Source organism: Microbacterium sp. X-17 (assembly GCF_039615055.1).
Window position 1 is genome coordinate 558,561 of the sequence record NZ_JBDHNI010000004.1, and the last position, 23,988, is coordinate 582,548.

The following is a 23,988-nucleotide window of genomic DNA, read 5'->3' on the forward strand; positions in this document are numbered from 1 at the left end:
GAGCGCGTCGCTAGAATCGCTCACGCCCCGGTCGGGGACCTCCCCCTTCCTCGAGAGAGTGATCGATGCTCGGCATCCTCGTCGTCTGCACCGGCAACGTCTGCCGGTCCCCTCTCGCGGAGCACCTGCTCCGCGAGGAGCTGCGCGACGCGGACGTGTCCCTGACGAGCCGCGGCACCCGCGCGCTGCGCGATCAGCCGCCGACGCCCGAGACGATCGGCCTGGCGACGTCGCTCGGCATCCCCGTCGCCTCGATCTCGGAGCACCGGGCGCAGCAGCTCCGCGAGGCCCATCTCGCGGAGGCCGACCTGGTCCTGACGATGGCGCGCGAGCACCGGCGCGAGGTGGTGGAGCTGAGCCCCGTCCACGTGCGCTCCACCTTCCTCCTGCGCGAGCTCGGGCGCCTCGGTGAGGCCGTGCCGGATGCCGAGCTGACCGCCGTCGCGAACGCTGCGGGCCGCAGCAGCCGGACGCGCCTCGACGCGCTGCTGCAGCGGGTCGCCGCCGTGCGGGGGGAGCTCCCCCCGCCCACCGCCCCCGGCGAAGACGACGTGATCGACCCCTTCCGCCGCTCCGAGGAGACGTACCGCGAGAGCGCGAGCCAGATGGCATCCGGCATCGCTCAGGTCGTCCGGCTGACCCGCATCGCGGAGGCGAGACCCCTGGTCACCAGCCGTTAACACCCGCTGTGGCAGGATTGGGGCAATCGACCCCCGGAAAGGCCCCATGGACCTGCGCGATTACCTCCGTGTCCTGCGGAAGAACTGGCTCATCATCGTCGTGCTCACCCTCGTCGGGGTCGGGGTCGCCGCGGGCTATTCGCTGACGAGGACTCCCCTCTACCAGTCCGAGAGCACCGTGTTCGTGTCGACGCAGTCGGCGGATACCGTCCAGGATCTCCAGTCGGGAAACACCTTTACGCTGGCCCGCGTCACCACCTATGTGAACCTCGTGAAGACCCCCGCGGTGCTGAATCCCGTGATCGCGCAGCTCGGCCTCAATGAGACGGCGGACACCCTCGCCGCATCAGTCACGGCCTCGAACCAGCTGAACACTCTCCTTATCCAGATTGCGGTACAGAATCCCGACCCGGTCGCCGCGGCGAACATCGCGAATGCGATCGGTGCGAGCCTGACCAACGTCGTCTCGACGATCGAGACGCCGACCGACAAAGCGACGAGCCCCGTGCGCCTTACACGCGTCCGGGACGCAACGCCGACGACGACGCCGGTCAGTCCGAACGTCCCGCTGAACCTCGCACTGGGTGCCTTGATCGGCCTCGTAGTTGGCATCGCCGTCGCGGTCCTGCGTACGGTGCTGGACAACAAGGTGCGCTCGGCGCGCGATGTCGAGCAGATCACAGACCGTCCGATCATCGGCGGGATCCCGTTCGACCCGAAAGCGGCCGAGCGCCCGATCATCCTGGAGGCCGATCCGCACAACGCGCGCTCCGAGTCCTTCCGCAGCCTGCGCACGAACCTCCAGTTCCTGGAGATGGACGGCGGTCACAGCTTCGTCGTGACATCGAGCATCCCCTCCGAGGGCAAGTCGACGACCACCATCAACCTCGCGATCGCGCTGGCGGATGCCGGAAAGCGCGTGGCGCTGCTCGACACCGACCTCCGCAAGCCGAAGGTCGCGGAGTACCTCGGCATCGAGGGCGGCGTCGGGCTCACCGACGTGCTCATCGGGCGCGCCCGCGTGGGCGATGTCATGCTCCCCTGGGGCAACCGGCCGCTCTACGTGCTGCCGGCCGGGAAGATCCCGCCGAACCCGAGCGAGCTGCTGAGCTCGGCGCAGATGACGCAGCTGCTGGAAGCCTTCACGCGCGACTTCGACGTCGTTCTGCTCGACGCGCCGCCCCTCCTTCCGGTGACGGATGCCGCGGTGCTCGCGAAGGCGACTACGGGCGCGATCGTCGCGGTCGCCGTGGGCCGGGCGTCTAAGGGTCAGTTCGAGGGAGCGATCGACGCCCTCGAGACGGTCGACGCGAAGGTCGCGGGCGTCGTGGTCACGATGCTGCCGACCCGCGGCGCGGACGCGTACGGCTACGGGTACGGCTACGGATATGGGTACGGCGGGTACGGCGGCTACGGCACCTACTCGAGCGACGATTCCAAGAAGTCGGCGCGCAAGCGCAGGAAGCCCGCGCGGGGAGGCTCGGAGCCGGCACCCGCGCAGTAGGAACACGAGGACACGATGGCTCGCAGACCCCGAACCAGCACCCCCGCCGCTTGGCTGGCCGGGGTGCTGGTCAGCGTTCTGGCCGTCGGCGTCATCGTCCTGAGCGCGTTCGCGGTCTTCCACGGTCGGGACGCGGTGGCATCGGACCAGACGGCGCAGCCGGTTCCGACCTTCACCCGAGGGCCCGCACCGACGGCGACGCCCACCCCCACGCCCACCGCGAAGGCCGCGGCGGCGCCCGGCGCGGCGGAGCGCTTCCTCAGCATGGGTGACGGCGTGATGTGGCGTGCGACCGCCGGCGCGTGCGGTGGGGCGCTGCCCCTGCTGGAGCGCTCGACCGACAACGGTGCGACGTGGTCGGACGTGACCCCGATCTACCGCGGCATCGGGCGGATCGACCGGCTCGATCCCCTCGCCGGCGTCCAAGCCGAGATGGTCGCCGGCGTCGGCGCGGGATGCCCGACCCAGGCGATGCGGACGTTCACGAGCGGCCAGTTCTGGGACTTCTACCCGGACGTGCTGGCCGCGAGCTCGTACATCGACGGGGCGCACCCGGGAACGATCGTGACCCCCACCGGCCCGATCACGGCTCCGTGCCCGACGGCATACGGCCTGCGCGGGTCGGCGTCGTCGACGCTCGCGATCATCTGCAATGGCCACGCATACACGCTCTCGTCCAGCAAGGCGTGGACCGACCTCGGTCTCTCGAACGCCGTCGCCGCGGCCGTGTCGGACGACGAGATCATCGTGGCGCACACCGCCACCGACTGCGCAGGGGTGAAGGTCAGCGCCGTTCGGGTGGGGACCTCGGCGCCGACCTCGGTCGGGTGCCTCGCGGGGGCGAGCCCGAGCGCACCGCTCGCTTTGGCCGCCGATGGCGCGAACACGATCGCCTGGACGGGCGCTTCCGTCGTGGTCGTGAAGTAGCCGGTCGCATCCAGGACAACGGCGCGTCATATTCACGACATACGCGGCTGATACCGTGCGGGCACGCCAGGGTGAATTGGGGGGTGAGGCATGGCAACGAACGCGGAGACCCGCGAAGCGGTAACGTCGAGCCGTTCCGTCGTGAACACGGATTCCCCCATGACTGACGCTCCACTCTCCTCGATTCGCACAAGCGCGAGCCGGCCCATCGGCGACCGGTGGCGGGGGCGCTACGCGCGTTGGCTGCGCATCAGCGATTTCCTCGCCCTCGTGTGGGTCGTCTTCGGAACGCAGATCGCGTGGTTCGGGCTGGGTAATGCGCAGGTGGCCATCAGCGCCGACCCGCGATTCAACGTGGTCTCCTACTGGATGTTCTCGGCCGCGCTGGTCCTCTGCTGGATGTGGGCGCTCACGCTCAACGATTCGCGCGGGCACCGCATCGTTGGCACGGGTGCGACGGAATATGTTCGGGTGGCCGATGCCAGCTTCCGACTGTTCGGCGCCATTGCGATCGTCGCCTTCCTCGCGGGGATCGACCTCGCACGCGGATTCCTGCTGATCAGCCTGCCGCTGGGTATCGCCGTTCTTCTGCTCGAACGCTGGCTGTGGCGACAGTGGCTGCTCGCCAAGCGCGCCAGCGGGGAGTACTCCGCACGCGTGCTGCTCGTGGGGTCTCCGGCGTCTGTGTCTCGCATCGCGAACGAACTCGCCCGCACACCGAGTGCGGGCTATCTGGTCGTCGGGGCCTGCGTGCCTGCCGGCACGGTAGGCCAGTTCGTCGAGAGCACCGGAGTGCCCGTGATGGGCGACGTCGACGCCGTCGAGGCCGCCCTTGCCGCAACAGGAGCGGACACCGTTGCGATCACGAGCACAGACGAGCTGCCCGCCGACAAGGTGAAGCAGATCTCCTGGGGCCTCGAGGCGGGCCGCCAGCATCTCGTACTCGCACCGAGCATCACCGACATCGCAGGCCCACGGTTACACACCCGACCGGTCGCCGGCCTCCCTCTGATCCATGTGGAGACTCCGCGGTTCAGCCGCGGCCAGGTGCTCTTGAAGCGCACGGTCGACATCATGCTGAGCCTCGTCGGCATCATCGTGCTGTCACCACTTCTCGCCTTCCTCGCTCTCAGCGTCCGCCTCACGTCCGAAGGGCCGGTGCTCTTTCGGCAGACGCGCATCGGCTACCGCGGGCGCGAGTTCCAGATGCTGAAGTTCCGCTCGATGGTCATCAACGCCGAAGAGTTGCTCGCGCAGCTGCAGACTCAGCAGGATCACGGAAACGCCGTGATGTTCAAGATGAAGAACGACCCCCGGGTCACCCCCGTCGGTCGCTTCATGCGGAAGTACAGCCTCGACGAGCTGACCCAACTCTTCAACGTCCTCGGTGGCTCGATGTCACTCGTCGGCCCGCGCCCGCCGCTCCCCCGCGAGGTCGCCCAGTACGCAGACCACGTCCATCGTCGCTTCCTCGTACGCCCCGGCATCACGGGGCTGTGGCAGGTCAGCGGTCGGTCGGCGCTGTCTTGGGAGGACACCGTACGCCTCGACCTGTCGTACGTCGAGAACTGGACGCTCCTCGGCGATCTCCTCATCCTTAGCCGCACCGCCAAGGCGGCGCTCCTGCCCGGAGACACGGCGTCCTAAGGCTCGACCTACGCCGGCTCGACGGCCGTGAACTCCAAAGGCTTGCTGAGAGTGGCGCGTACCGGTGATCGTTCGAGCCGGTTCATGATGGCGGCCCGGTGTGCTTCGAGCCCAACCGGTAGATCGAGCGCGTAGTGGAAGCGGGAGAGATCTTCGGCGCGCTCGATCTCCACGCGCACGGACACCCCCGTGTCATCGGCGCCGAGATCGTGGAGCTCCATCCGCGCTGCAATCGTCATGCAACTGGCGAGGGCGGCCTCCAGGAGCTCGTGCGGGCGCATGCCCGCACCACCACCAACCCCCTGCTTGAAAGTGTCGGATACGCCACTATGAGCCCCGGTTGCATATGCCGCCTGCCAAGGTTCCGTCAGGGCACGAGCTTCAACAGTCATGACAGCATTCTCGCCGAACGGGAGAACCCATCTCCCCGCCCTACGCGTCAGTCGCAGACGCCGTGAGTCGCTCCTTGAAACGCTCTCTTCAGAACGCCGGGTCGGCTGCAGCGACGGATGCTCCTCCACCCGGAGACACTGCGTCCGGCTGGCCGTCGCTATCCGCCGGAACGGCGTCAGAAGGAGAGACCGCGGCGGGCCGACCGCTCCGCATCGAGGATCCTGCCCGGCGCCGCCCACTGGACGCGGCGCTTGCTTCGAATGCGGCGGCCGCGGCGTCCACGATGGTCGACTCCGATACCAGGAAAAGAAGAACGATCAGGCCCGCCATGAGGTACACCCGCCCCGGCGCCGAAAACACTTCGGTGAGCGAGGCGAGGAACGTGAGGGAAAACAGGGATGCCGTAAGGGCGGCGACACGAATGGACCGACGACGCGCAAGGGCGAGCAGCATTGCAATAAGGAGGGCGAGAGAGCCAATAATCCCAACGGAAACCAGCATCTCCGTTGTGAGATTATGCGTCGAGTAATTCCGATCGACGGCATCGGATGCTGAATTTCCGACCCAAAAGGAAGATCCATAACCGAACCACGGCGACTCAAGAACAAGCTGTTTTGCGTAAATCCACAGCGCGCCACGTCCGGTAAACGCATCCCCGGTCCAGCCCAGGAAAGGCCAAACGATAACCACCCCGGCGGAGACCAACGCCGCTATTCGAACCAACCAAAGGCGGGATGTGGCCAAGGTCAGCCAGTACACAATCGCCACGACCACACCCGCGATCCAGACCAGTTCGCCCGTACGCGTACTGGTCAGATTGACGAGCAAGTAACTGCCCCCGACGCACAGGATGATGCCAATCACCCGCGATGAGAGCAGGATCGTGATCGCCGCGACGACAGCGAGAACCATGCCCAGGGCGTTCCCGAGCCCATACGGTCCCAGGGCGACACCCCAGACCGAGCACTTGTCTCCTCGGCAGGGGCCGATCAGACCGTTCGGATCAACCAGGATCCACCCGCCCAAGGCGATGAGCAGGACGAGCGTGCCCACCAGCGCACCTGCACGGACGCTCACGAAGCTGTATCCACCCTTTGGCACGACCAGGACCGGAAGGAAAGTAAGGAGCGACAACAACGTCATGAGCACCTGATTGTTGACCACGAACGCGAACATGATCAAGAACACGGGCACCAGGAAGAACGCAAAACTAGGAATAACCGGGGATTTCCGCAGTGTCGAGAACACCATCAGAAGCCCCACCGCGATCAGCGGAAGCGTGCGCAAGTACGTAACGCCGTCGATGGAGAGGTTCAAAACGCCGATATTGGAAAGGGTGGTGAACCCACCTGTGAAGATCGCCAACAGGACCCACCAGAACTCGGCGTGCCGCGAGCTCTCCTTCAGACCCAACGACCCCCCGAGGAGGACACCGGAACCCCAGAGCACTGCGCCCAAGAGGGCGGCGAGGACGGCCGCCTGCGTCACCGGAGCGACAATCCAGACACCATGCCAACAGCGTACGCGTCCACTGTGTCGGCCAGGTGAACGATGTCAGCGGGCGGGCCTCGCGGAATCGAACCACTCGACGTAAGTGCGCGCCACAGCCGTCGCATCCGACGTACGGCGGAGTTCGGGGGCGTTCGCGACGGCGGCGTCGGCGACCTGATCCCAGTCCTGAAGCATCTTGGCGAGGATCCGCGTCGCATCCGCGTCCACATCGATGCGGAACTGCTGCGCGAACGGAGGATGCAGTTCTGGGGAGTTCACGGAGTCGGCGTACACGATCGGCGCACCGCTCACGGCGGCCTCGACCAGCGCGATGCTGTGCGCCTCACGCTCCGAGGTGTGCAGCACGATGTCCGCTGTCGCAAGGACCGACGCGACGTCGGTGGTGGGCCCGCGGAACGCGGCGTTGGGCGGCAGATTCTCGAACGCGCTGTCGAGCCCCGGGTCGCCGGACAAGGGCCCCCACCACTCGAACGCGAGCGAGGGCATCGTGTGGCGCGCCTCCTCGACCGAACGTCGCCACACATCGGGTCGCTTCTGCCGCGCGACGCGCGAGATCGTGACCACTCGCGCCGGCTCCGCGGCACGAGCGGTACGCGGAACGATCGAGCCCGAGACGCCGTTGCGGATCACCGTGGTCAGACGCGCCTGCGGAAAGTGCGAACGGTAGACCTGGAGCTGCGTGTCGCTCACGGCGATGACGCTTGCGGTGCGACGGAGCAATGCGCGCTCAACAATCTGCGAGGCCGCTCCCGCGTAGTCGTCCCCAGCGGAATGCAGCACGTAATGCACGGGGACCTTACCCCCGAAAGCGGCACGCGAGTACAGCGCCGGGAGGAAGCTGTGCGCGACGACGACGTCGAACTCGTGGTCCCTCGCGAGCCTGCGCATGCGGCGAAGTCGGGCGAGCCTGCCGCCGGCCGTACCGGGCGGATCGAGGTAGTGGATGGCCGGGTCGTGTCCCAAAGCTCGCCACTCCGCGTCCAGTGAATCAGCCAAGGCTTCGGCACCGCCGACCCGGGGACTCAGCAACAGCTGCGCGATTCTCATGCCGGTGCACCTACCCGGCTGTGCCGACGATATGCCGCCGCGAGAACTCCCGAGAAGGCCAGAAGGAGGATCAGCTGCAGTGCGCAGAATGCGATCGCTGCGCCGATCGCGCCGGCGATCGAGCCGAGTACCGCCACCCCGATCAACTGCAACGCGACGGCCATCAGCATGATGACGGCAACCCCGCGGTCATGATTGCGCGCCTGGAGGATGGCCGCCAACGGCTGGTTCAAGACGGCCGGAATGGTGCCAAGCGCGAGGAGCTGAAGAAGCGGGACCGATCCGAGATAGGCATCGCCGAGGAGGAGGGGCACGATCACCGGCGCGAGAATCGCGGCCAGGAGTGCGCCGAGAATGGCGACGCCGAGCAGCCATACCGCGCGCGTGGATATCCGGAGGACGTCCCGCCAGCTCGCGGCTGCGGCGACGAACGGCACCGCTGCACTAGAGAAGGCGGTTGCGATGATGCCCATCGGCTGAGTCCATCGATTGACCGCCCCGTAGACTCCCGCGGCACTGGGTCCTGCAACGACTCCGAGAAGCGCGAGATCGAGCTGCTGGGCCGAGTTTGCCGATGCGCTTAGGCCGTAGTACGCCGCACCAGACCAGGGGTTTCCGAGGCCCCGCCTGAAGAAACGGAATCGAGCGGGCCCCGCGGCGATGTGGGCGAAGAGCGCCGAGAGAAGCGACCCGAACACGAGCGAGGGTACGAGGGCGTCGAGTGAGCCGACGCCCACCATCGCCAGCACGCCGAAAAGGGCGATCGCCGCCACCCGTTCAACGAGGAAGGCGATCGACACGTAGACGCCTTGGCGATCCGCGCGCAGCGGCACGAGCATCATCTGGCCGACGACGACGGAGAAGAGGATGACGGCCACGATCACCGGTGTTGAGGACCAGACGAGTCCCGCCAGACAGAGCAGCGCACCGATGACGGCGATCAGCAGGAGCTTCGTGCGCGCACGACTGCTGAACTGCGTCAGACCAAGGCGTGCGGCGGCACGCTCGCGCAGCCAGACCGAGTTCGAGCCGAAGTCGTAGAACCCCGCCGCCGACATGCCCACCGATATCGCCGCGACGACGACACCATAGCTGCTCGGATCGGACGATCTCGCCGCGAGCACGTAGAGCACGGCCACGATGAGCTGTGCGACCGCGCTGCCAACGGTGAGCGCGATCGCCTGAATCCCCACGGAGTCGCGGTGGCGCACAGCACTCACCGGCCGCCCCCGCTCAGGAGGGCGTCGGCGAACTCCACGGCATCCGCGACCGGCGGCTCGAACGAGCGCGGAGCACGGACAGAGCGGGCAAGGGCCTCGGCGAGCGCAGGGGCGGTCAGCGGCACCCAGACCGCCTGCGCGGGGAGGCAGGCCGCATCCTGTCGGAGCGACGAAGCCCCCGCGAGGACAAGAGGGCGGCCCAGCACCGCCGCACGCGCGACGATCCCACTCGGGCCCTCATTGGAGTGCGCAGCGACAACACAGTCCGCGCGATTGATCAAGGCATCGAAGAAGGCGTCTTCGAGCGGGCCGGGGAACCAGAGAAAACGCCCGTTCTCCCGGAGACGAGCGAGCAGCGGCGCGGCCCGCCGTTCTGCCTCAGGGGAGATGATGCCCGCGACCAGCAGGCCGAGACCTGCGCGTTCCACCGCGTCGGCGACCACCGAGAGATTCTTCCGCTCGTCGACATAGCCAAAGACGCCGACCCATTCCGCGCCGCTGAACTCACGCAGAGGGAGCGGCAGCTCGAGAGCGGCGATCGCCTCCCGGTCGATCTCAACGGGGTCCGGCACCCACCGCACCAGCCCCTCCGAGCGCGTCCGCAGAGGGCTGCGCAACGCGAACTCGTCCACGCCCCGACGACGACGGGCAAGCGACATCAGTGCCCGCTTCGTGAGCCGCGCCGCCGTCGAAAGAAGCCGGTTTCGACGCGGTTCCGCATCGGGCCTCATGACGAGAAGCGACAGTCTCCCTGGCCCGCGCCAGCCGCTTCTGACGACCTGCCGCAAGAACCCGTCGGCATCGGGAATCACCGTGCGGACGGCACCCACCCGGCGCGCCGCAGCCGCCACCTCGGCGAGATCTCGAGGGGATGTCGTCTGGTGAACGGTCAGCTGCCCGACAATCTCGGAGAGATGGACCGCCCACTCAGGTGCTTCCGGAGTGCGGTGCGACGTCAAGACATGCGGAGTAAGTCCGCGCTCCATCGCACGGCGCGCGACCAGTCGTACGTAGCCGAGACGATGGCCGTGCGGATTGCCCTCGACGATCAGGACCGATCCCGCCACCACCAGCTCCTCAAGCTCATCCCGCTTTGCCCATCACGGCAGAAGGCACGCTAGCAGGCGCGAGTGTCGTCGACGTTTCACGGCTGGTGTGAGGCGCTATGAAAGGAGAGCTGCGCGAAAGACGTCGGCGAACCGCTCCGGTGTATGAGTGAGGATGGCCGGCTCGACTATCCGTCCTTCCCATTGCTCACGGCTAGCGCGCATCGCACGGGCGATCGATGCGACGCCGGGCTGGCAGAGGAAGACACCATCCATGTCCGCGATAGACGGGGCGACGCCTGCGATCTCGCTCACGACGACGTGGCACCCGGACGCGAGCGCCTCGTTCGCGACGAGCCCCCAGACCTCGACGAGCGAGGGAAGGACCAGCGTCTGAGCCCGACCGAGGGTCGCGGGGAGTTCCGAATAGGGAACGGCACCGCGAAAGTCCACATATCCGCTCAGACCGAATAGCTCAACGAGGCGCGTGAGGTCGGGTCTCAGTTCGCCTTCTCCGATGATGGTGAGCGTGTCGTGAGTGGCTCTTATCAGCCCGAATGCTTCGATCAACGCTGCAACATTCTTACGTTCGATGAGCTGGCCGACGTAGACGAATCCGTGACCGGGTCCTTCGGCGCCCGGTTGCTGCGCGGCGTGGAAGCCGGCGACATCGACCGCGTTGAACCCGAGGTGAATGCGATCGTCACCGACACCCAAGCTGCGAACGGCGTCGCGGGCGGCAATACCCGGCACGACGACAGCATCCAAGCCTTGAAAAAACCGTCTCCGCGCTCCTGCGATGGGTCCGGCACGGTGTCCCATGCTCGCCAGGGTGGACTCGTAGAACCCCACTCGCCGCGCACCGCGACGACGGGCGGCGCGGGCTATCTGCCAATACGCGGGCGATTCCCATCCGCCGAGAAGAACCGCAGCGGCATCGCCGACGAGGCGACCCGCCGACTCGGCCAACAGGTAGTAAGTGCTCTCTCCACGACGCACGCTCACGGTGCGCGCCTCCCGAAGCCGATGCTGCCGACCAGCCGGAGTCACATCCGCCGACCAGTCATCCGAACGGCGACCGTCGCGCCGCCGCCGGGTCTCCGACTCCAGTAGCACGACCTCGAGGCGCGTGCGCGCACCGAGGCACTCCCAGAGGGGGCGCCGATACGGGGCACTGAGGTTCGTGACCCATCTCAGCTCAGGGGGACTGGCGGCGGGGGGTGGCATCGGTGGACTGCACTCCATCCAGAGGAGACGATTCGGGTCGCTACCGTGCCCATACAACCGCCGCCGAAGTCACGGGCGGAGGTCCTTGAGGCCGATCCGGACGGACTCGGAAAAAACGGACGGGCGCGCGAGATACACTCGGGTCGCACTCGGAACTACGCGCTATCAATGAAAGAACTGGTGTCATGCGCGCCCCCCATCCATGAGGCTGCGCGGGAAGGATGGGACTTCCGTATGGAGGACGGTCAGGCGGACCCGGGCGATCAGGAGAGCGGCCGGTCGGAGATCGCACAGTTCGCCGCCGAACTTCGTAGGCTCCGCCTCGATGCGGGCAACCCGACGCTGGTCCATCTCCAGCATGCGACGGGCGTCTCGCGCAGCGTCATCTCGGCGGCGTTCGCGGGACGCCGCCTGCCCTCCGCGCGCACCGTAGATGGCATCGTGCGTGCGTGCGGCGCCGACCCGAGCGGGTGGCTCGTTCGGCGTGATCGGCTGGCTGACGAGCAGACTCCAGCGGTCAGCGGGGAGGTGCCGGACCACGGGCGGAAGAAGAAGCGGCGAACCATACGTGTCACCTCCGCGGTATGGATGACCCTCGCGGCACTGCTCCTCGGCACAGTGATCGGCGGATCGGTACCCGGCGCGGTGGCCCCACACGCGACCAACGATGCGCTCGCCTTCACGGTGAAGAACGGCTACGTGGTCGAGTTCACCCCGTGCCGCAACGATGCGCGCGTCCTTGCCAGCGAACGGCGCGCTGCGAACGCGGTCATGCAGATCATGTGGTCGGACAAGTGTCACGCCGCCTGGGCAACGGCTGCTCTCCCCCGTGCGAGCGTCGATGTCGATACGACGATACGAGTGCGCCTCTATGTAGAGGGGGTACCCGATGGCCCTGATACGCAGGACGACACCGAGAACGACTGGGAGACGGCGGAGACCCCGATTCTCGTACGTCCGGACGGCGACCCGCGGCTATGCGCGGTCGGGAATGTGTCGCAAGGCACAACGATGATCGACCTCGGCGACCCCCTCTGCGCCTGAAGGAGCATTCAGACCGATCGCGGCTGAGTGCGCCCGTCGAGCATCGCGGCGATCCCGCTCGCGAAGTTCTCGACCATCCCGTCGAGCGTGGGGTAGGTCCACTCATGGGTCGGGAACTCGCCACGGCTCAGATACGACTCCATCGCGTCCGCGAACGCCTCAGGGTCGTCGTCGGACGTGAGCCTCGACTCTCCCTCCACGAGGTACTCCGCTTCCGGCGCATGAAACGGCCACGCCGTCGTCAGGATGGGCTTGCCCGCCACAAGCGCATCCACGGCCAGCAAACCGATCCTGCCCGGTGACACGATCCCGACGCACGCATCGAGCAGCTCCGCCTTGTGTGCGGTGTCGAGGTATCCCAGGAGGGTGACCTGGCCGACGTCGACCGCGTCGTCCAGGTCATGCAGCTGCGTCCCCCCGCCCGCGACTGCGACGTGCACCGCCGTGCCTCTGCGACGCAGGATGTCGAGTGCGGCCGCGAGGAACTTCACCCGCTTGCTCTCGTCCAGCCCGCCGATGAACGCGAAGAACGGCCCGGAAGGGAGCGCGAGCGCCCGTTCTTGTGAGCTTCGAACCCGGGCCAGCGCAGCCTCGAGTTCGTCGGTATCGACCGCGTTCATGACTGCGGTCACCCGCTCAGGCGCAGCTCCCCACGCCAGCGCTGTCCGCGCGCCATGTGGGGTGTACGCGAACACATGGTCGGCACGACGAACCTGCCGCTTCTCGACAAAGTTGTCGACGGGATTCGGGGGCGCCACATATGAAGCGACGTGACCCCAGAGCCCCACTCGGCGGCTCGAACCCAGCAGCGCGAGGTGGGTGTCGAGGGACGTCCCTTGAAGGGGGACGATCACCCCATCTGCCGATCGCCAGTGCGCTCTCGTCATCGTCATCGCGAGCGTACGTCGGCCCCAGCCGCATCGACCTCGGCCGAGCGGGAACGACCCACTCGAGGTGCGCTTGGTCGCCGCGCGCGGCTTGCTCACCCTCGGGCACTCCCGCGACGATTCTGAGCTGGATGCCCTCCCGGTGGAGCCGGGCATGCAGTCGCTCGAAGAACGCAACACGATACGCGGGGATGTAGGGCTGGACGATCCAGACCTCCGGCAGAGAGTCAGCCACGTTCGGCGGCTCCTTCATAGAGGGCGGACAGTGAAAGCGCCACGCTGGAGATGTCCAAACGTTCCCGCAGATAGTCGAGTGCGCCCGAGCGCAGGACCAGAGCCTGATCCCGCTCGTTGAGGACCGACGCAACAGCATCCGCGAGGGAGGGGACGGATCCGTCGGTGACGATCGCGGCTTCGTACTCCCGGCAGTCGTCGCTGATGCCCAGGGAGTCGGTGACCACGACGGGCGTACCCGCTCGGAACGCCTCCAGCACCGTCATGGGGAAGACCTCTCCGACCGAGGGGAGCACATACACGCCCGCGGACCGCAGGAGCGCATCCGTCTGATCGGGCGAGACGGCGCCGTGGATCTCGACGACCGCGGCGAGTCCCAGCCGGTCGACGGCCTGACGCGCTGCGGCCAGCTCGCCCTCATCTGGGCCCGCGAGCACGAAGCGAGCCTCGGGGCAGCGCGCAGAGACGAGCGCGGCCATCTCGACGAATGCGACAGGGCGCTTCCGAGGATGCAGGCGAGCCAGGAACAGCACGATCTGCTCTCTGCCTTCGTAAGCCGGCGGAGTTTCGACGCGGATGCCGTTGCGGATCCGCGAGACCTGCGCGCGGGGTTCGATGGAGGCCATGTCGTCGTCCTCCTGCGAGGTGAGCGTCAACACCCGCTCGGCCTCGCGCAGTGCCGATCTCGTCCACAAGGCGTCGACAGGACCCGCCAGGACGCGATCCGACGCGTCGATCATGCCATGCGGCTGGACGACATACGGGACTCCGGTGCGTTTCAGCGCGCGGGCGGCTGGCAGGGTGACGAGGTCGCGAGCGAGATGTACATGGGCGACGTCCAGGAACGGCGCCTCGCGCCGAAGCGCCGGAGTGAGACCGACAGCCCGCATGCCCGCGAAACCGAGACGGGACGAGAGTCGGCGCGCCGGGAACAGGCGGAGTCGATAGCCGTCCACCAGAGTCTCTGCGGGAGCGTCGATCGGTGCAGCCGCGAACAGCTGCACCTCGTGGCCCTGCTCTGCGAGCGCGGCGCACTGTGCCTCCGCCACTCTGGTCGGACCGCCGAACGCACCATCCGGCGAGAGATAGGTGACGACCTGAGCGATCTTCACGCGAACCGCACGTGCTCGAAGCCGGATGAGCCCCACACGGCGTTCGCGGGCACCGTTCCTTCGACGCGCGTGAGGGGGCGGACGAGCGCGGAGCGCCCGACGTGCGCTCCTCCTAGCACGAAGCAGCGCGACGTGATCCAGGCGCCGTCGTCGACATGGATCGGGCGGGTGAGCAATGCCATGTCGCGACGGTGCGAATGGCTGCCGGTGGTCAGCATCGTCTCCTGGGAGATCACGACATCGTGTCCTATGTATATGTGGTCCTGGTTGTGGAACCACACTCCCTCACCGATCCACGAGCGAGCACCGATGTGCAGCTTCCAGGGGAACTTCACCCGTGTGCGGGGCCGAAAGACCACGCCGGGACCGATCTCCGCGCCGAACGCCCGTAGCACCCGCACTCTCAGGCTCGAGCTGATCTGCCACGGGTTCGTGACGAACAGCAGCTCACAGACCGCCCAGAGATAGATGATCCACGTAGGGCGATCCCACGCGAGACGCTCCCCCGGAGCCCGGGATAGATCGATCACCGGGATGTCCGACACCGGAGTCTCCTTCGCAATCAAGCCGTAACGGCGGCGGGGTATGGTCGTCGCATGTCGCGCCCCGTCTCCCGCGTCACAGTACTAGGTCTGAATTACCCTCCGGAGCCCACAGGCATCTCGCCATATACCGGTGCACTGTCTCGGGGCCTCGCCCGCCGCGGCTTTTCGGTCCGAGTGCTGACGACGCATCCTCATTATCCGGAGTGGCGCGTACGGGCAGGTTACGGCCAGTGGTCGCGCAGGGAACAGATCGACGGGGTCGCTGTGGAGCGGATGCGGCACTATGTGCCGGCGCGACCGACGGGGGTTCGCCGCCTCGTTTCCGAGATCAGCTTCGGCACGCGTCTCGTGTTCTCCCGCTGGGGGCAATCCGGCGCCGTGGTCGCCATCTCGCCAGCGCTGATCTCGACGACGATGGCCGCGATCCGCGCGCGCCTCTTTCATCGCGATAGGCCCCTCGTGGTCTGGGTGCAAGACCTCTACACCCTTGGCCTCGCGGAGACGGGACAAGGCGGCCGCCTCGTCGGACGGATGATGGGCAAGCTCGAAGGCTGGCTCCTTCGCCGAGCCCACCACGTGGTCGTGATTCACGAACGCTTCGCCGACGTGGTCTCCCGCGACTTCGACATTCCTTCCGAACGGGTCGTCGTAGTCCGCAACTGGACACATCTTCCGCCCTTCCCCGACGTCAACGTCGATGCCGCCCGGCACTCGTTCGGATGGGGCGGGCACCGCGTCGTCCTCCACGCGGGAAACATGGGCGTGAAACAGGGACTGGACAACGTGGTGGAGGCCGCGCGGCTCGCGGCTGAGCGCGGCGATGCTGTCCGCTTCGTACTGCTCGGCGACGGCGGTGAGCGTGAGCGCCTCGAAGCCCTGGGCGCCGGCATACCGACGCTTCAGTTCATGAGACCGCTGGCGGACGAGGACTTCGCGAAGGCGCTCGCCGCGGCCGACATGCTGCTCGTGAACGAGAAGCCCGGCGTCGCCGAGATGGCGGTGCCGAGCAAGCTGACCTCGTACTTCTCCGCCGGCCGGCCCGTCGTCGCCGCGACGGACGCCACCGGGATCACCGCGGCCGAGATCGCCCGGGCCGAGGCCGGAGTGATCGCGCCAGCGGGCGACCCCGCCGCGCTCCTCGCGGCGGTGGCGGAACTGGCCTCTGACCCCGTGCGCGCCCAGCAGCTCGGGGAGAACGGCCGCCGTTACCGAATGACGGTGCTCGACGAAACCAACGCGCTGGACGCGTTCGCTACTCTTCTTACTCGACTCACCGCCGACCGGTAGCCCGGGCCAGGCGCCGCTTCACCCCACTCACCTCTTCTCTGATCGGAGCCTCAGTGACCAAGCGTGCCCTCATCACCGGAATCACGGGCCAGGACGGGTCCTACCTCGCCGAGCTTCTGCTCTCGAAGGGATACGAGGTCCACGGTCTCATCCGCCGCGCCTCGACGTTCAACACCGCCCGGATCGATCACCTCTACGTCGACCCGCACGACCCGGAGGCCAAGCTCTTCCTGCACTACGGCGACCTCAGCGACGGCGCCCGCCTCGTGACGCTGCTCGCCGAGATCAACCCGGACGAGGTCTACAACCTCGCGGCGCAGTCGCACGTGCGCGTCTCCTTCGACGAGCCGGAGCACACCGCGGACACGACGGGCACCGGCACGATCCGCCTGCTCGAGGCGGTCCGCCTGTCCGGCATCGAGACGCGCTTCTACCAGGCATCCTCGTCGGAGCTGTACGGCGCGACGCCGCCGCCGCAGTCGGAGACGACGCCGTTCTACCCGCGCTCGCCGTACGCCGCCGCCAAGCTGTACAGCTTCTGGATCACCAAGAACTACCGCGAGGCGTACGACATGTTCGCGGTGAACGGCATCCTCTTCAACCACGAGTCCCCGCGCCGCGGCGAGACGTTCGTGACGCGCAAGATCACGCGCGCCGTCGCACGCATCAAGGCGGGCGTGCAGAAGGACCTCTACCTGGGCAACCTCGAGTCGGTCCGCGACTGGGGCTATGCGGCCGAGTACATCGAGGGGATGTGGCGGATGCTGCAGGCCGACACTCCCGATGACTTCGTGCTCGCGACCGGTGTCGGGTACACGATCAAGGACTTCCTCGAGACCTCGTTCGGCCACGTCGGGCTCGAATGGCAGAAGTACGTGAAGTTCGACGAGCGATACCTCCGCCCGACGGAGGTCGACGCGCTGATCGGCGACTCGACGAAGGCTCAGGAGACCCTCGGGTGGACGCCGACCATCGACGGCGCCGCGCTCGCGAAGCTGATGGTCGACGCCGACGTCGAAGCCCTCGAGAAGGGCCCGGAATGGATCGACACCGTCAAGCTCGTCTCGTGGGCCACGGCGTGACCGCCACCGACGGCGTCGACTACACGCCCGGCGAGCTCGATCGCGACGCGACGTTCTATGTCGCCGGGCACCGGGGGCTCGTGGGCTCGGCGATCGTGCGGAAGCTCGAGGCATCCGGGTTCGGGAACATCGTCGGCAAGACCTCCGCGGAGCTGGACCTGAAGAACCGCGACGCGGTCTTCGCGTACATGGCCCAGGTCAAGCCGCGGTACGTCGTTCTCGCCGCGGCGAAGGTCGGCGGCATCCTCGCCAACAGCACGTATCCGGTCGACTTCCTCAGCGACAACATGCGCATTCAGGTGAACGTGCTCGACGCCGCACTCGCGAACGACGTCGAACGCGTGCTGTTCCTGGGCTCGTCGTGCATCTACCCGAAGTTCGCGGAGCAGCCCATCCGCGAGGACTCGCTGCTGACCGGTCACCTCGAGCCAACGAACGATGCCTACGCGATCGCGAAGATCGCCGGCATCCTCCAGACCCAGGCGGTCCGCCGTCAGTACGGACTGCCCTGGATCTCGGCGATGCCGACGAACCTCTACGGGCCGAACGACAACTTCTCGCCGAAGGGGTCGCACGTGCTGCCGGCGCTGATCCGTCGCTATGACGAGGCTGCGAAATCGGGCGCCGCCAGCGTCGCGAACTGGGGCACCGGCACTCCTCGCCGCGAGTTCCTGCACGCCGACGACATGGCGGATGCCTGCCTCCACCTCCTGGAGAACTACGACGGCCCCGACCAGGTGAACGTGGGAACCGGAAGCGACGTGACCATCCGCGAGATCGCGGAGACCATCGCGGATGTCGTCGGCTTCGCCGGCGAGACGGAATGGGACACCTCGAAGCCCGACGGCACCCCGCAGAAGCTCCTCGACGTATCGAAGCTCGCGGACGCCGGCTGGACGTCGAAGATCTCACTGCGCGACGGTCTCGAGCGCACGATCTCCTGGTACCGGGAGCACGTCGACACCATCCGCGAGTAAGAGACCGTGGCCTACCGTCACATCGTGCTCTTCCGCGTGCACGAGGACGTCGCGGAGGCAGCGGTCGCGCGGGCGATCGAGGAACTGCGCGCACTCGGGCGGCTGCCCGGGGTGACGTCCTGGAACGTGGAGCTGTCCCTCGACGACCGCAAGGGACGCGTGATCGTCGAGGACGCGACGTTCGAGGATGCCGACGCCTATCGCTCGTTCGCCGAGAACTCCGGCCACCGCCGCGCCGGGGAGCTGCTCCGCGAGATCTCGGACTGGTGGGTGGGCGACTACGCGACGCCCTCGTAGCGCGCGAGCAGTCGTGCCACGAGGTCCGCGCTTCCAGGCCACATCGGTTCGGGCAGCGCGTCCGGGGCGAAGAAGCGGAACTCGTACGCCTCGTTCCGAGGGGCGGGGACGCCGCTCATCGTGACCACGAACGAGAGGCCGATCGCATGCTTGCGAGGATCTTCGCCGAACGGCGTGCCGTCCGCGGGCGCCACGTCCGCCGGGTACCACGGGTAGACGAGCAGCGGCTGAGGGTCGAGGGGGAGGTCGAGCTCGACGCCGAGGGTGTCGTCGGCGTGCCGCCGCAGCGCGTCCGCGAGAGTCTCCCCGCGCAGGATCCGCCCGCCCAGGTGGCACCACACGCGCCCGAACGGCGAGTCGCGGAGAATCAGTCCGATCGTCGCCCCCGAGGGATCGTCCTGCCGGATCGGAACGAAGTCGACGCACGCGATGGGCATCGAGCGCTCGATCTCGGCATACAGCTCGTCGGGCAGGAACGTCACCCACCCATGATGGATCCACGAACGACGTAGCCGACGCCAGCCTCGGAATCCGAAGTCTGATCGGCCGTCGAGTCGGAGAAGAAGAAGTCGCTCACTCGATCCAGCACACGGGCCCACGTCGGCTCATCGAGGCGTAGGCCGTGATCGCCATCCACGAACTCCATGGTGGTGGAGGGCGAGAGCGGGTACACGTTCGCGATCTCGAGGCCGCCGTAGACGTCTCGCGCGCCCTGGACGATCAGCATCGGCGTCCGCAGGCTCCGGAGGTGGAGATAACGGGCGGGATTCGGACCCTCGGTAGGGCTCTGAAACGGATACCCCAGAGCAGCCATACGTGCCACGCCCGCCGAATCCGCCACCAGCGAAGCGATCCGTGCTCCCAGTGATCGCGCCAGCAAGAAGACCTCTCGATCCTCTGCCAGTTCTTCGATGGCCGCACGAAGTGCGTGAGCACGGTTCGAGACAGAGCCGACGCGCTCGCGATATCGAGGGGAGAAGTGCGCCCACCGGGCGGGGTAGGCAAGGAGCATCAACGCTTTGATCGTGCCCCGAACCGGACCCGGCAAGCCGCGACTCCAGCGAGGACTGATCCGCCGGGCGGTCTCGGCATACCGAGATTCGTATCGCACGACGGTCACGCCGCGTGCGGAGAAATAGGCGACGACACGCGCCACGAGAGCGTCATCAGCGAAGAAGTCGTCCCTCTCGACGATGAGCAGGATCCGACGCACTGCCAGCGCACCGTGCACCTCGAACGAGCTCCCGTCGGGAGAGGCCATACGAACCCGCTTCATATTCCCCCAATTGTTGCTCAGCGGCGACGACCGCCTCGTCATCTCGCTGGCAAACACCCGTCATCTCACTCTGGTAAAAGGGACGAATGCGTCTGTCTGTGATCGGCTGTGGTTACCTCGGAGCAGTGCATGCGGCGGCGATGGCATCCATCGGGCACGACGTCGTCGGCATCGATGTCGACAAGAGCAAGGTTGCCTCACTCACTGCGGGACGCGCGCCGTTCTTCGAGCCGGGCCTGCAGCAGATCCTCGAGAGCGGACTCGCGTCCGGGCGCCTCACATTCACGACGGACATCGCCGCGGCCCACGGTGCGGACGTGCACTTCGTCGGCGTCGGCACGCCGCAGGTGCGCGACGGGTACGCGGCCGACCTGACGTACGTGAACGCCGCGATCGACGCGCTCCTCCCCCACCTGCGGCCGGGCGACGTCGTGGCGGGGAAGTCCACGGTTCCGGTCGGCACGGCGGCCGCGCTCGCGGAGCGCGTCGAGCCGACGGGCGCGACCCTCGTCTGGAATCCGGAGTTCCTGCGCGAGGGGTGGGCCGTGAAGGACACGATCGATCCCGACCGCCTGGTCGTCGGCGTGCCCGTGGACGGGGGCGAGCGCGCCGCCCAGATCCTCCGCGAGGTCTACCACACCGCGGTCGCCAAGGAGACGCCGTTCCTCGTGACCGACCTCGCGACGGCGGAGCTCGTCAAGGTCGCCGCGAACGCGTTCCTCGCCACGAAGATCTCCTTCATCAACGCGATGGCCGAGATCGCGGAGGTCAGCGGCGCGGACGTCACGCAGCTCGCCGACGCGATCGGTCACGACGTGCGCATCGGCCGTCGGTTCCTCGGGGCCGGCATCGGGTTCGGCGGGGGCTGCCTGCCGAAAGACATCCGCGCGTTCTCGGCGCGTGCCGAGGAGCTCGGCCGGAGCGAGTCGGTCGCCTTCCTCCGGGAGGTGGATGCCATCAACCTGCGGCGCCGGGATCGCGCCGTGCAGCTCGTGGTCGAGGGCCTCGGCGGATCCGTCTTCAAGAAGAACGTTACGGTGCTCGGGGCGGCGTTCAAGCCGCACAGCGATGACGTGCGCGACTCCCCCGCGCTGGACGTCGCCGTCCGGCTCCACGGGCTCGGGGCCTGGGTCACGATCACCGACCCCGCCGCGATCGAGAACGCCCGCCGCCTGCATCCGCAGCTCAACTACGTGGAGGAGCGCGACGAGGCCATCCGCGGCGCGGACGCGATCATCCTCGTGACCGAGTGGGACGAGTACCGGCGCGAACTCGATCCCTCGCACGCCGCCGAGCTCGCGACCGGGCGCGTCGTCGTCGACGGACGCAACGGGCTGGATGCCGCCGCCTGGCGCGCCGCCGGCTGGACCTACTACGGCATGGGGCGCCCGTAACACCCGTGGATGCCGACCCGCTCGAGCGCGAGTGGCGGCGCCTCCGCCGGCGGAGCCGGTGGGCGATCGCCGTCGTCGCGGTCGTCCTCGTCGCGCTGACGCTGCCCACGCTGGCCGTGGCTTTCCCGGCGCCGGCGGCGGTCGGCCCGGCCGACGTGATCTACGTGATCGGGCCGCCGACCCCGCCCCGGATCGCCCTCGAGGCGCGGCTCCGCGCGCGCGGGATCGCGCCGGCCGCGCTCATCTCGGTCCCCGCGACCGGGCCCCTCAGCGAGGGAGGGCTGACCGCCTGCCGGGACACCGCGGTCACGTGCCGCGTGGCGGTCCCGTTCACGACGAAGGGGGAGGCGCTGATGCTCACGCGCTATGCCATGCAGCATCCGGCATCCCGGGCCGTCGTCATCACGTTCACCCCGCACGTCGACCGCACGCGCTACGTCTTCGCGAAGTGCTACGCCGGCCAGGTGACCGTGGTCGGCGTCGACGAGCGGATGTCGTTCCGCGAGTGGGTCTACCAGGTGCTCTACCAGTCCGCGGCCTTCGTGAAAGCCTGGATCACTCCCTGCGCGCAGCTCGACGACTGAGGCTCCGCAGCCCCCGGCAGCGCTCGGCAGATGCATAGGCGCCGTGAACCGTCCGTTTCCCGGCGGGAAACACGGCCCGGGTAACGTCGCGCGCATGACGGATCGGACCCGCCCATGACCGCGCGCCCTCGCACCGGCCGGGGACGCCGCCGCACTCCCCTCCGCCGGGGCGTCCCCTGGACCGTCTACGCGGGGATCGCCCTGCTCGCCTTCCTCGTCATCGCCGTCGCGGTGTACGCGCTCGCGACCCGGTGACGGGCCGCTCGGGCGTCCGCGGGCGGCCGTAGAGCTCGCGCTCGGCGGCGCGGTCCCATCGGCGGGGACTCCGCGCGACCGCGGCCACGAGAGCCACCACGAACATCGCCGTCGCGGCGAGCAGGAAGCCGACCCCGGTGAGACGGCCGGTCATCGGCATCCCGTCGATCACCGGGATGAGGGTCGCCGCCCACAGGGCTATCAGGGCGAGCCCCGCGGCGATGAGTCCGGCGATCGCGATCGCTCGGCGGAGAGAGAGCATAGGACCTCCTCGTCCGTGTGCTGCTGTCTGCACACTAGGGGATCAAACCCCCGGAAGCCGAGAGGGGGATGTCGGTGGCCTGTGTGATGCTGAGTGTGTCGATGTCACCGAGTGCCCCGGTGGTCGGCCCGAGAGGCGGGTCGACGTTACGGAGCAGCGACGGCTGAGGGCACGATGGGCGACCACGACGCATCCCGTGACGCGGCGCGGCGTGACCCGGCCCAGTCGGCGGGTTCGCCGACCGCGGCCGAGACGGCGCAGCTGGGGGTGCTGGCGGACCGGCTTCAGCGGATCGAGGCGGAGAAAGCACGGCTCGCGGCGGCCGAGCATGACGTGTACGCGGAGGCGATGGTCCTCGCCGAGACGCAGCGGGCACGGATCAGGTCGCGGGATGTCGCGGAGCGGGACATGCCGGTGCGGTCCATCGCGGCGGAGCTCGCGGCCGCGACCCGCACCAGCGACCGCACCACCCAAGCCCGGATGGGCACCGCCGCTCGACTGGTGGGCGACTTCCCCGCGACCCTGGCCGCGTTGCGTGAAGCACGGATCTCGGTCGGGCATGTGCGGGCGGTGCTCGACGCGGGCACCCCGATCACCGACCCCGCCGCCCGCGCCACGTTCGAACGGGTCGTGCTGGAGCGGGCGGTCACCCTCTCCGTCGGCCGCACCCGCGCGTACGCGACCCAGGTCGCGGAACGGCTGAACCCGGCCACCATGACCGAACAGCACCGCACCGCCCGCGACGACCGGTCGGTGTGGGTCACCGACCGAGAGAACGGGATGTCCGAACTCGGCATCTCCGGGCCTACGGTCCTCATCCGCGGCATCCACGACCGGCTCACCGAACAAGCCAAGACCCTGCGCACCGAGACCGCGGCCATGCTCCGCGAGGCCGTCACGGCAGGTCAGCCCACCGAGGGCCTCACCGACGAACGGACCATCGATCAGCTCCGTGCCGACATCGCCACCGACCTCCTCCTCACCGGGGCGCCGGTGATCGACCCGACCCGGGACCGCAGCCCCGGCGGGCTCGGCGCGATCCGCGCCCACATCCAGGTCACCGTCCCGGTCACCACCCTCACCGGCACCACCGGCTCCGGCGCCGACCTCGACGGGCGCACGCCCATCGACCCCGACACCGCCCGCATCCTCGCCGGAAACGCCCCCGGATGGGACCGGGTCCTCACCCACCCCATCACCGGCACCGTCCTCACCGTCGACCGGTACACCCCCTCCGCCGAACAACGCCGCCACCTCGTCGCCCGCGACCAGCACTGCCGATTCCCCGGATGCCGCACCCCCGCCCACCGCTGCGACACCGACCACACCCACGACCACGCCAAAGGCGGGAAAACCGAGATCTGCAACCTCGCCTGCCTCTGCACCCGCCACCACACCCTCAAACACGCCACCACCTGGAAAGTCCGCCAACTCCCCGACGGCATCCTCGAGTGGACCAGCCCCACCGGCCGCACCTACACCGACCAACCCCCACCCCGCGTGGTGTTCACCCCCCACACCGACCCACCACCCTTCTAACCCAGCGGAT

Annotated in this window: 25 protein-coding genes; 13 read left to right on the plus strand and 12 right to left on the minus strand. The window is 68.1% G+C overall.

The annotated features are described in order from the left end of the window. Nucleotides 1-65: 65 nt before the first annotated feature. The 4 genes from ABCS02_RS22160 (at nt 66) to ABCS02_RS22175 (ending at nt 4,758) form a co-directional block, all read left to right on the plus strand. The gene (locus tag ABCS02_RS22160) at nt 66-680 is read left to right on the plus strand and encodes a low molecular weight phosphatase family protein (RefSeq protein ID WP_345837851.1); all 615 of its coding nucleotides are present in this window, start codon (nt 66-68) and stop codon (nt 678-680) included. A 46-nt stretch (nt 681-726) separates the two neighbouring features. Further along, a complete protein-coding gene (locus tag ABCS02_RS22165) occupies nt 727-2,184 on the plus strand; it encodes a polysaccharide biosynthesis tyrosine autokinase (RefSeq protein ID WP_345837852.1) in 1,458 nt (485 codons plus the stop codon). 15 nt (nt 2,185-2,199) lie between these two features. Continuing rightward, entirely contained in the window at nt 2,200-3,111 is a 912-nt protein-coding gene (locus ABCS02_RS22170) for a hypothetical protein (protein WP_345837853.1), read from the plus strand. A gap of 159 nt (nt 3,112-3,270) precedes the next feature. Then, nucleotides 3,271-4,758, plus strand: coding sequence for a sugar transferase (locus ABCS02_RS22175; RefSeq protein ID WP_345838010.1), 1,488 nt, complete (start codon nt 3,271-3,273; stop codon nt 4,756-4,758). Nucleotides 4,759-4,766: 8 nt separating this feature from the next. Here the strand turns inward: ABCS02_RS22175 and ABCS02_RS22180 are convergent, their stop codons facing one another. The 6 genes from ABCS02_RS22180 to ABCS02_RS22205 all read right to left on the minus strand — a co-directional run bounded on the left by ABCS02_RS22180 (nt 4,767) and on the right by ABCS02_RS22205 (nt 10,981). Continuing rightward, the gene (locus tag ABCS02_RS22180; protein ID WP_345837854.1) at nt 4,767-5,150 is read right to left on the minus strand and encodes an OsmC family protein; all 384 of its coding nucleotides are present in this window, start codon (nt 5,148-5,150) and stop codon (nt 4,767-4,769) included. Nucleotides 5,151-5,238: 88 nt separating this feature from the next. After that, the gene (locus tag ABCS02_RS22185; protein WP_345837855.1) at nt 5,239-6,639 is read right to left on the minus strand and encodes an O-antigen ligase family protein; all 1,401 of its coding nucleotides are present in this window, start codon (nt 6,637-6,639) and stop codon (nt 5,239-5,241) included. Nucleotides 6,640-6,705: 66 nt separating this feature from the next. Continuing rightward, complete coding sequence (locus tag ABCS02_RS22190; protein ID WP_345837856.1) at nt 6,706-7,710, minus strand: glycosyltransferase; 1,005 nt, start codon at nt 7,708-7,710, stop codon at nt 6,706-6,708. Then, the gene (locus tag ABCS02_RS22195) at nt 7,707-8,930 is read right to left on the minus strand and encodes a polysaccharide biosynthesis C-terminal domain-containing protein (RefSeq protein WP_345837857.1); all 1,224 of its coding nucleotides are present in this window, start codon (nt 8,928-8,930) and stop codon (nt 7,707-7,709) included. Before ABCS02_RS22195 ends, ABCS02_RS22190 begins: the two co-directional genes overlap by 4 nt. Beyond that, complete coding sequence (locus ABCS02_RS22200; protein WP_345837858.1) at nt 8,927-9,997, minus strand: hypothetical protein; 1,071 nt, start codon at nt 9,995-9,997, stop codon at nt 8,927-8,929. Before ABCS02_RS22200 ends, ABCS02_RS22195 begins: the two co-directional genes overlap by 4 nt. 96 nt (nt 9,998-10,093) lie before the next feature. Then, the gene (locus ABCS02_RS22205) at nt 10,094-10,981 is read right to left on the minus strand and encodes a glycosyltransferase (RefSeq protein WP_345837859.1); all 888 of its coding nucleotides are present in this window, start codon (nt 10,979-10,981) and stop codon (nt 10,094-10,096) included. A 456-nt stretch (nt 10,982-11,437) separates the two neighbouring features. Here ABCS02_RS22205 and ABCS02_RS22210 point away from each other — a divergent pair, with 456 nt between their 5' ends. Further along, complete coding sequence (locus ABCS02_RS22210; RefSeq protein WP_345837860.1) at nt 11,438-12,247, plus strand: helix-turn-helix transcriptional regulator; 810 nt, start codon at nt 11,438-11,440, stop codon at nt 12,245-12,247. An 8-nt stretch (nt 12,248-12,255) separates the two neighbouring features. On the opposite strand, the gene ABCS02_RS22215 is transcribed toward ABCS02_RS22210, so the two are convergent. The 3 genes from ABCS02_RS22215 to ABCS02_RS22225 all read right to left on the minus strand — a co-directional run bounded on the left by ABCS02_RS22215 (nt 12,256) and on the right by ABCS02_RS22225 (nt 15,025). Continuing rightward, nucleotides 12,256-13,134 (minus strand): glycosyltransferase, encoded by an 879-nt coding sequence (locus ABCS02_RS22215; RefSeq protein ID WP_345837861.1) that lies wholly within the window; start codon nt 13,132-13,134, stop codon nt 12,256-12,258. Between the two features lie 227 nt (nt 13,135-13,361). Then, entirely contained in the window at nt 13,362-14,480 is a 1,119-nt protein-coding gene (locus ABCS02_RS22220) for a glycosyltransferase (RefSeq protein ID WP_345837862.1), read from the minus strand. Beyond that, entirely contained in the window at nt 14,477-15,025 is a 549-nt protein-coding gene (locus ABCS02_RS22225) for an acetyltransferase (RefSeq protein ID WP_345837863.1), read from the minus strand. The genes ABCS02_RS22220 and ABCS02_RS22225 overlap by 4 nt, the downstream gene beginning before the upstream one ends. 51 nt (nt 15,026-15,076) lie before the next feature. On the opposite strand from ABCS02_RS22225, the gene ABCS02_RS22230 reads away from it, so the two are divergent. Genes ABCS02_RS22230 through ABCS02_RS22245 form a run of 4 tightly spaced genes read left to right on the plus strand, consistent with a single transcriptional unit; the run spans nt 15,077 to nt 18,668 of the window. Further along, a complete protein-coding gene (locus ABCS02_RS22230) occupies nt 15,077-16,312 on the plus strand; it encodes a glycosyltransferase family 4 protein (protein WP_345837864.1) in 1,236 nt (411 codons plus the stop codon). A 53-nt stretch (nt 16,313-16,365) separates the two neighbouring features. Further along, nucleotides 16,366-17,394 carry a GDP-mannose 4,6-dehydratase gene (gene gmd, locus ABCS02_RS22235; RefSeq protein ID WP_345837865.1) on the plus strand — a complete coding sequence of 343 codons (1,029 nt, stop codon included), beginning with the start codon at nt 16,366-16,368 and terminating at the stop codon, nt 17,392-17,394. Next, nucleotides 17,352-18,371: a GDP-L-fucose synthase gene (locus tag ABCS02_RS22240; protein WP_345837866.1), complete on the plus strand. Its 1,020-nt coding sequence runs from the start codon at nt 17,352-17,354 to the stop codon at nt 18,369-18,371. The genes gmd and ABCS02_RS22240 overlap by 43 nt, the downstream gene beginning before the upstream one ends. A gap of 6 nt (nt 18,372-18,377) precedes the next feature. Then, nucleotides 18,378-18,668, plus strand: a complete 291-nt coding sequence (locus tag ABCS02_RS22245) for a Dabb family protein (RefSeq protein ID WP_345837867.1) — start codon at nt 18,378-18,380, stop codon at nt 18,666-18,668. On the opposite strand, the gene ABCS02_RS22250 is transcribed toward ABCS02_RS22245, so the two are convergent. Both ABCS02_RS22250 and ABCS02_RS22255 read right to left on the minus strand, forming a co-directional pair. Next, nucleotides 18,650-19,150 (minus strand): DUF4916 domain-containing protein, encoded by a 501-nt coding sequence (locus ABCS02_RS22250; protein WP_345837868.1) that lies wholly within the window; start codon nt 19,148-19,150, stop codon nt 18,650-18,652. The two genes, ABCS02_RS22245 and ABCS02_RS22250, sit on opposite strands and share 19 nt — an antisense overlap. Next, nucleotides 19,147-19,929 (minus strand): alpha/beta family hydrolase, encoded by a 783-nt coding sequence (locus ABCS02_RS22255; RefSeq protein WP_345837869.1) that lies wholly within the window; start codon nt 19,927-19,929, stop codon nt 19,147-19,149. Before ABCS02_RS22255 ends, ABCS02_RS22250 begins: the two co-directional genes overlap by 4 nt. Before the next feature lie 101 nt (nt 19,930-20,030). Between ABCS02_RS22255 and ABCS02_RS22260 the strand changes: the two genes are divergently transcribed. From ABCS02_RS22260 to ABCS02_RS22270, 3 genes are all read left to right on the plus strand, one after another. Further along, entirely contained in the window at nt 20,031-21,338 is a 1,308-nt protein-coding gene (locus ABCS02_RS22260) for a UDP-glucose/GDP-mannose dehydrogenase family protein (protein ID WP_345837870.1), read from the plus strand. Nucleotides 21,339-21,343: 5 nt separating this feature from the next. Next, nucleotides 21,344-21,922, plus strand: coding sequence for a YdcF family protein (locus tag ABCS02_RS22265; RefSeq protein ID WP_345837871.1), 579 nt, complete (start codon nt 21,344-21,346; stop codon nt 21,920-21,922). A gap of 114 nt (nt 21,923-22,036) precedes the next feature. Then, nucleotides 22,037-22,177 (plus strand): hypothetical protein, encoded by a 141-nt coding sequence (locus ABCS02_RS22270; protein ID WP_345837872.1) that lies wholly within the window; start codon nt 22,037-22,039, stop codon nt 22,175-22,177. Here the strand turns inward: ABCS02_RS22270 and ABCS02_RS22275 are convergent. After that, nucleotides 22,140-22,439, minus strand: a complete 300-nt coding sequence (locus tag ABCS02_RS22275; protein WP_345837873.1) for a hypothetical protein — start codon at nt 22,437-22,439, stop codon at nt 22,140-22,142. The two genes, ABCS02_RS22270 and ABCS02_RS22275, sit on opposite strands and share 38 nt — an antisense overlap. Before the next feature lie 174 nt (nt 22,440-22,613). On the opposite strand from ABCS02_RS22275, the gene ABCS02_RS22280 reads away from it, so the two are divergent. Next, on the plus strand, nt 22,614-23,978 hold the full coding sequence (locus ABCS02_RS22280) for a DUF222 domain-containing protein (protein WP_345837874.1): 1,365 nt from the start codon (nt 22,614-22,616) through the stop codon (nt 23,976-23,978). Nucleotides 23,979-23,988 lie beyond the last annotated feature (10 nt).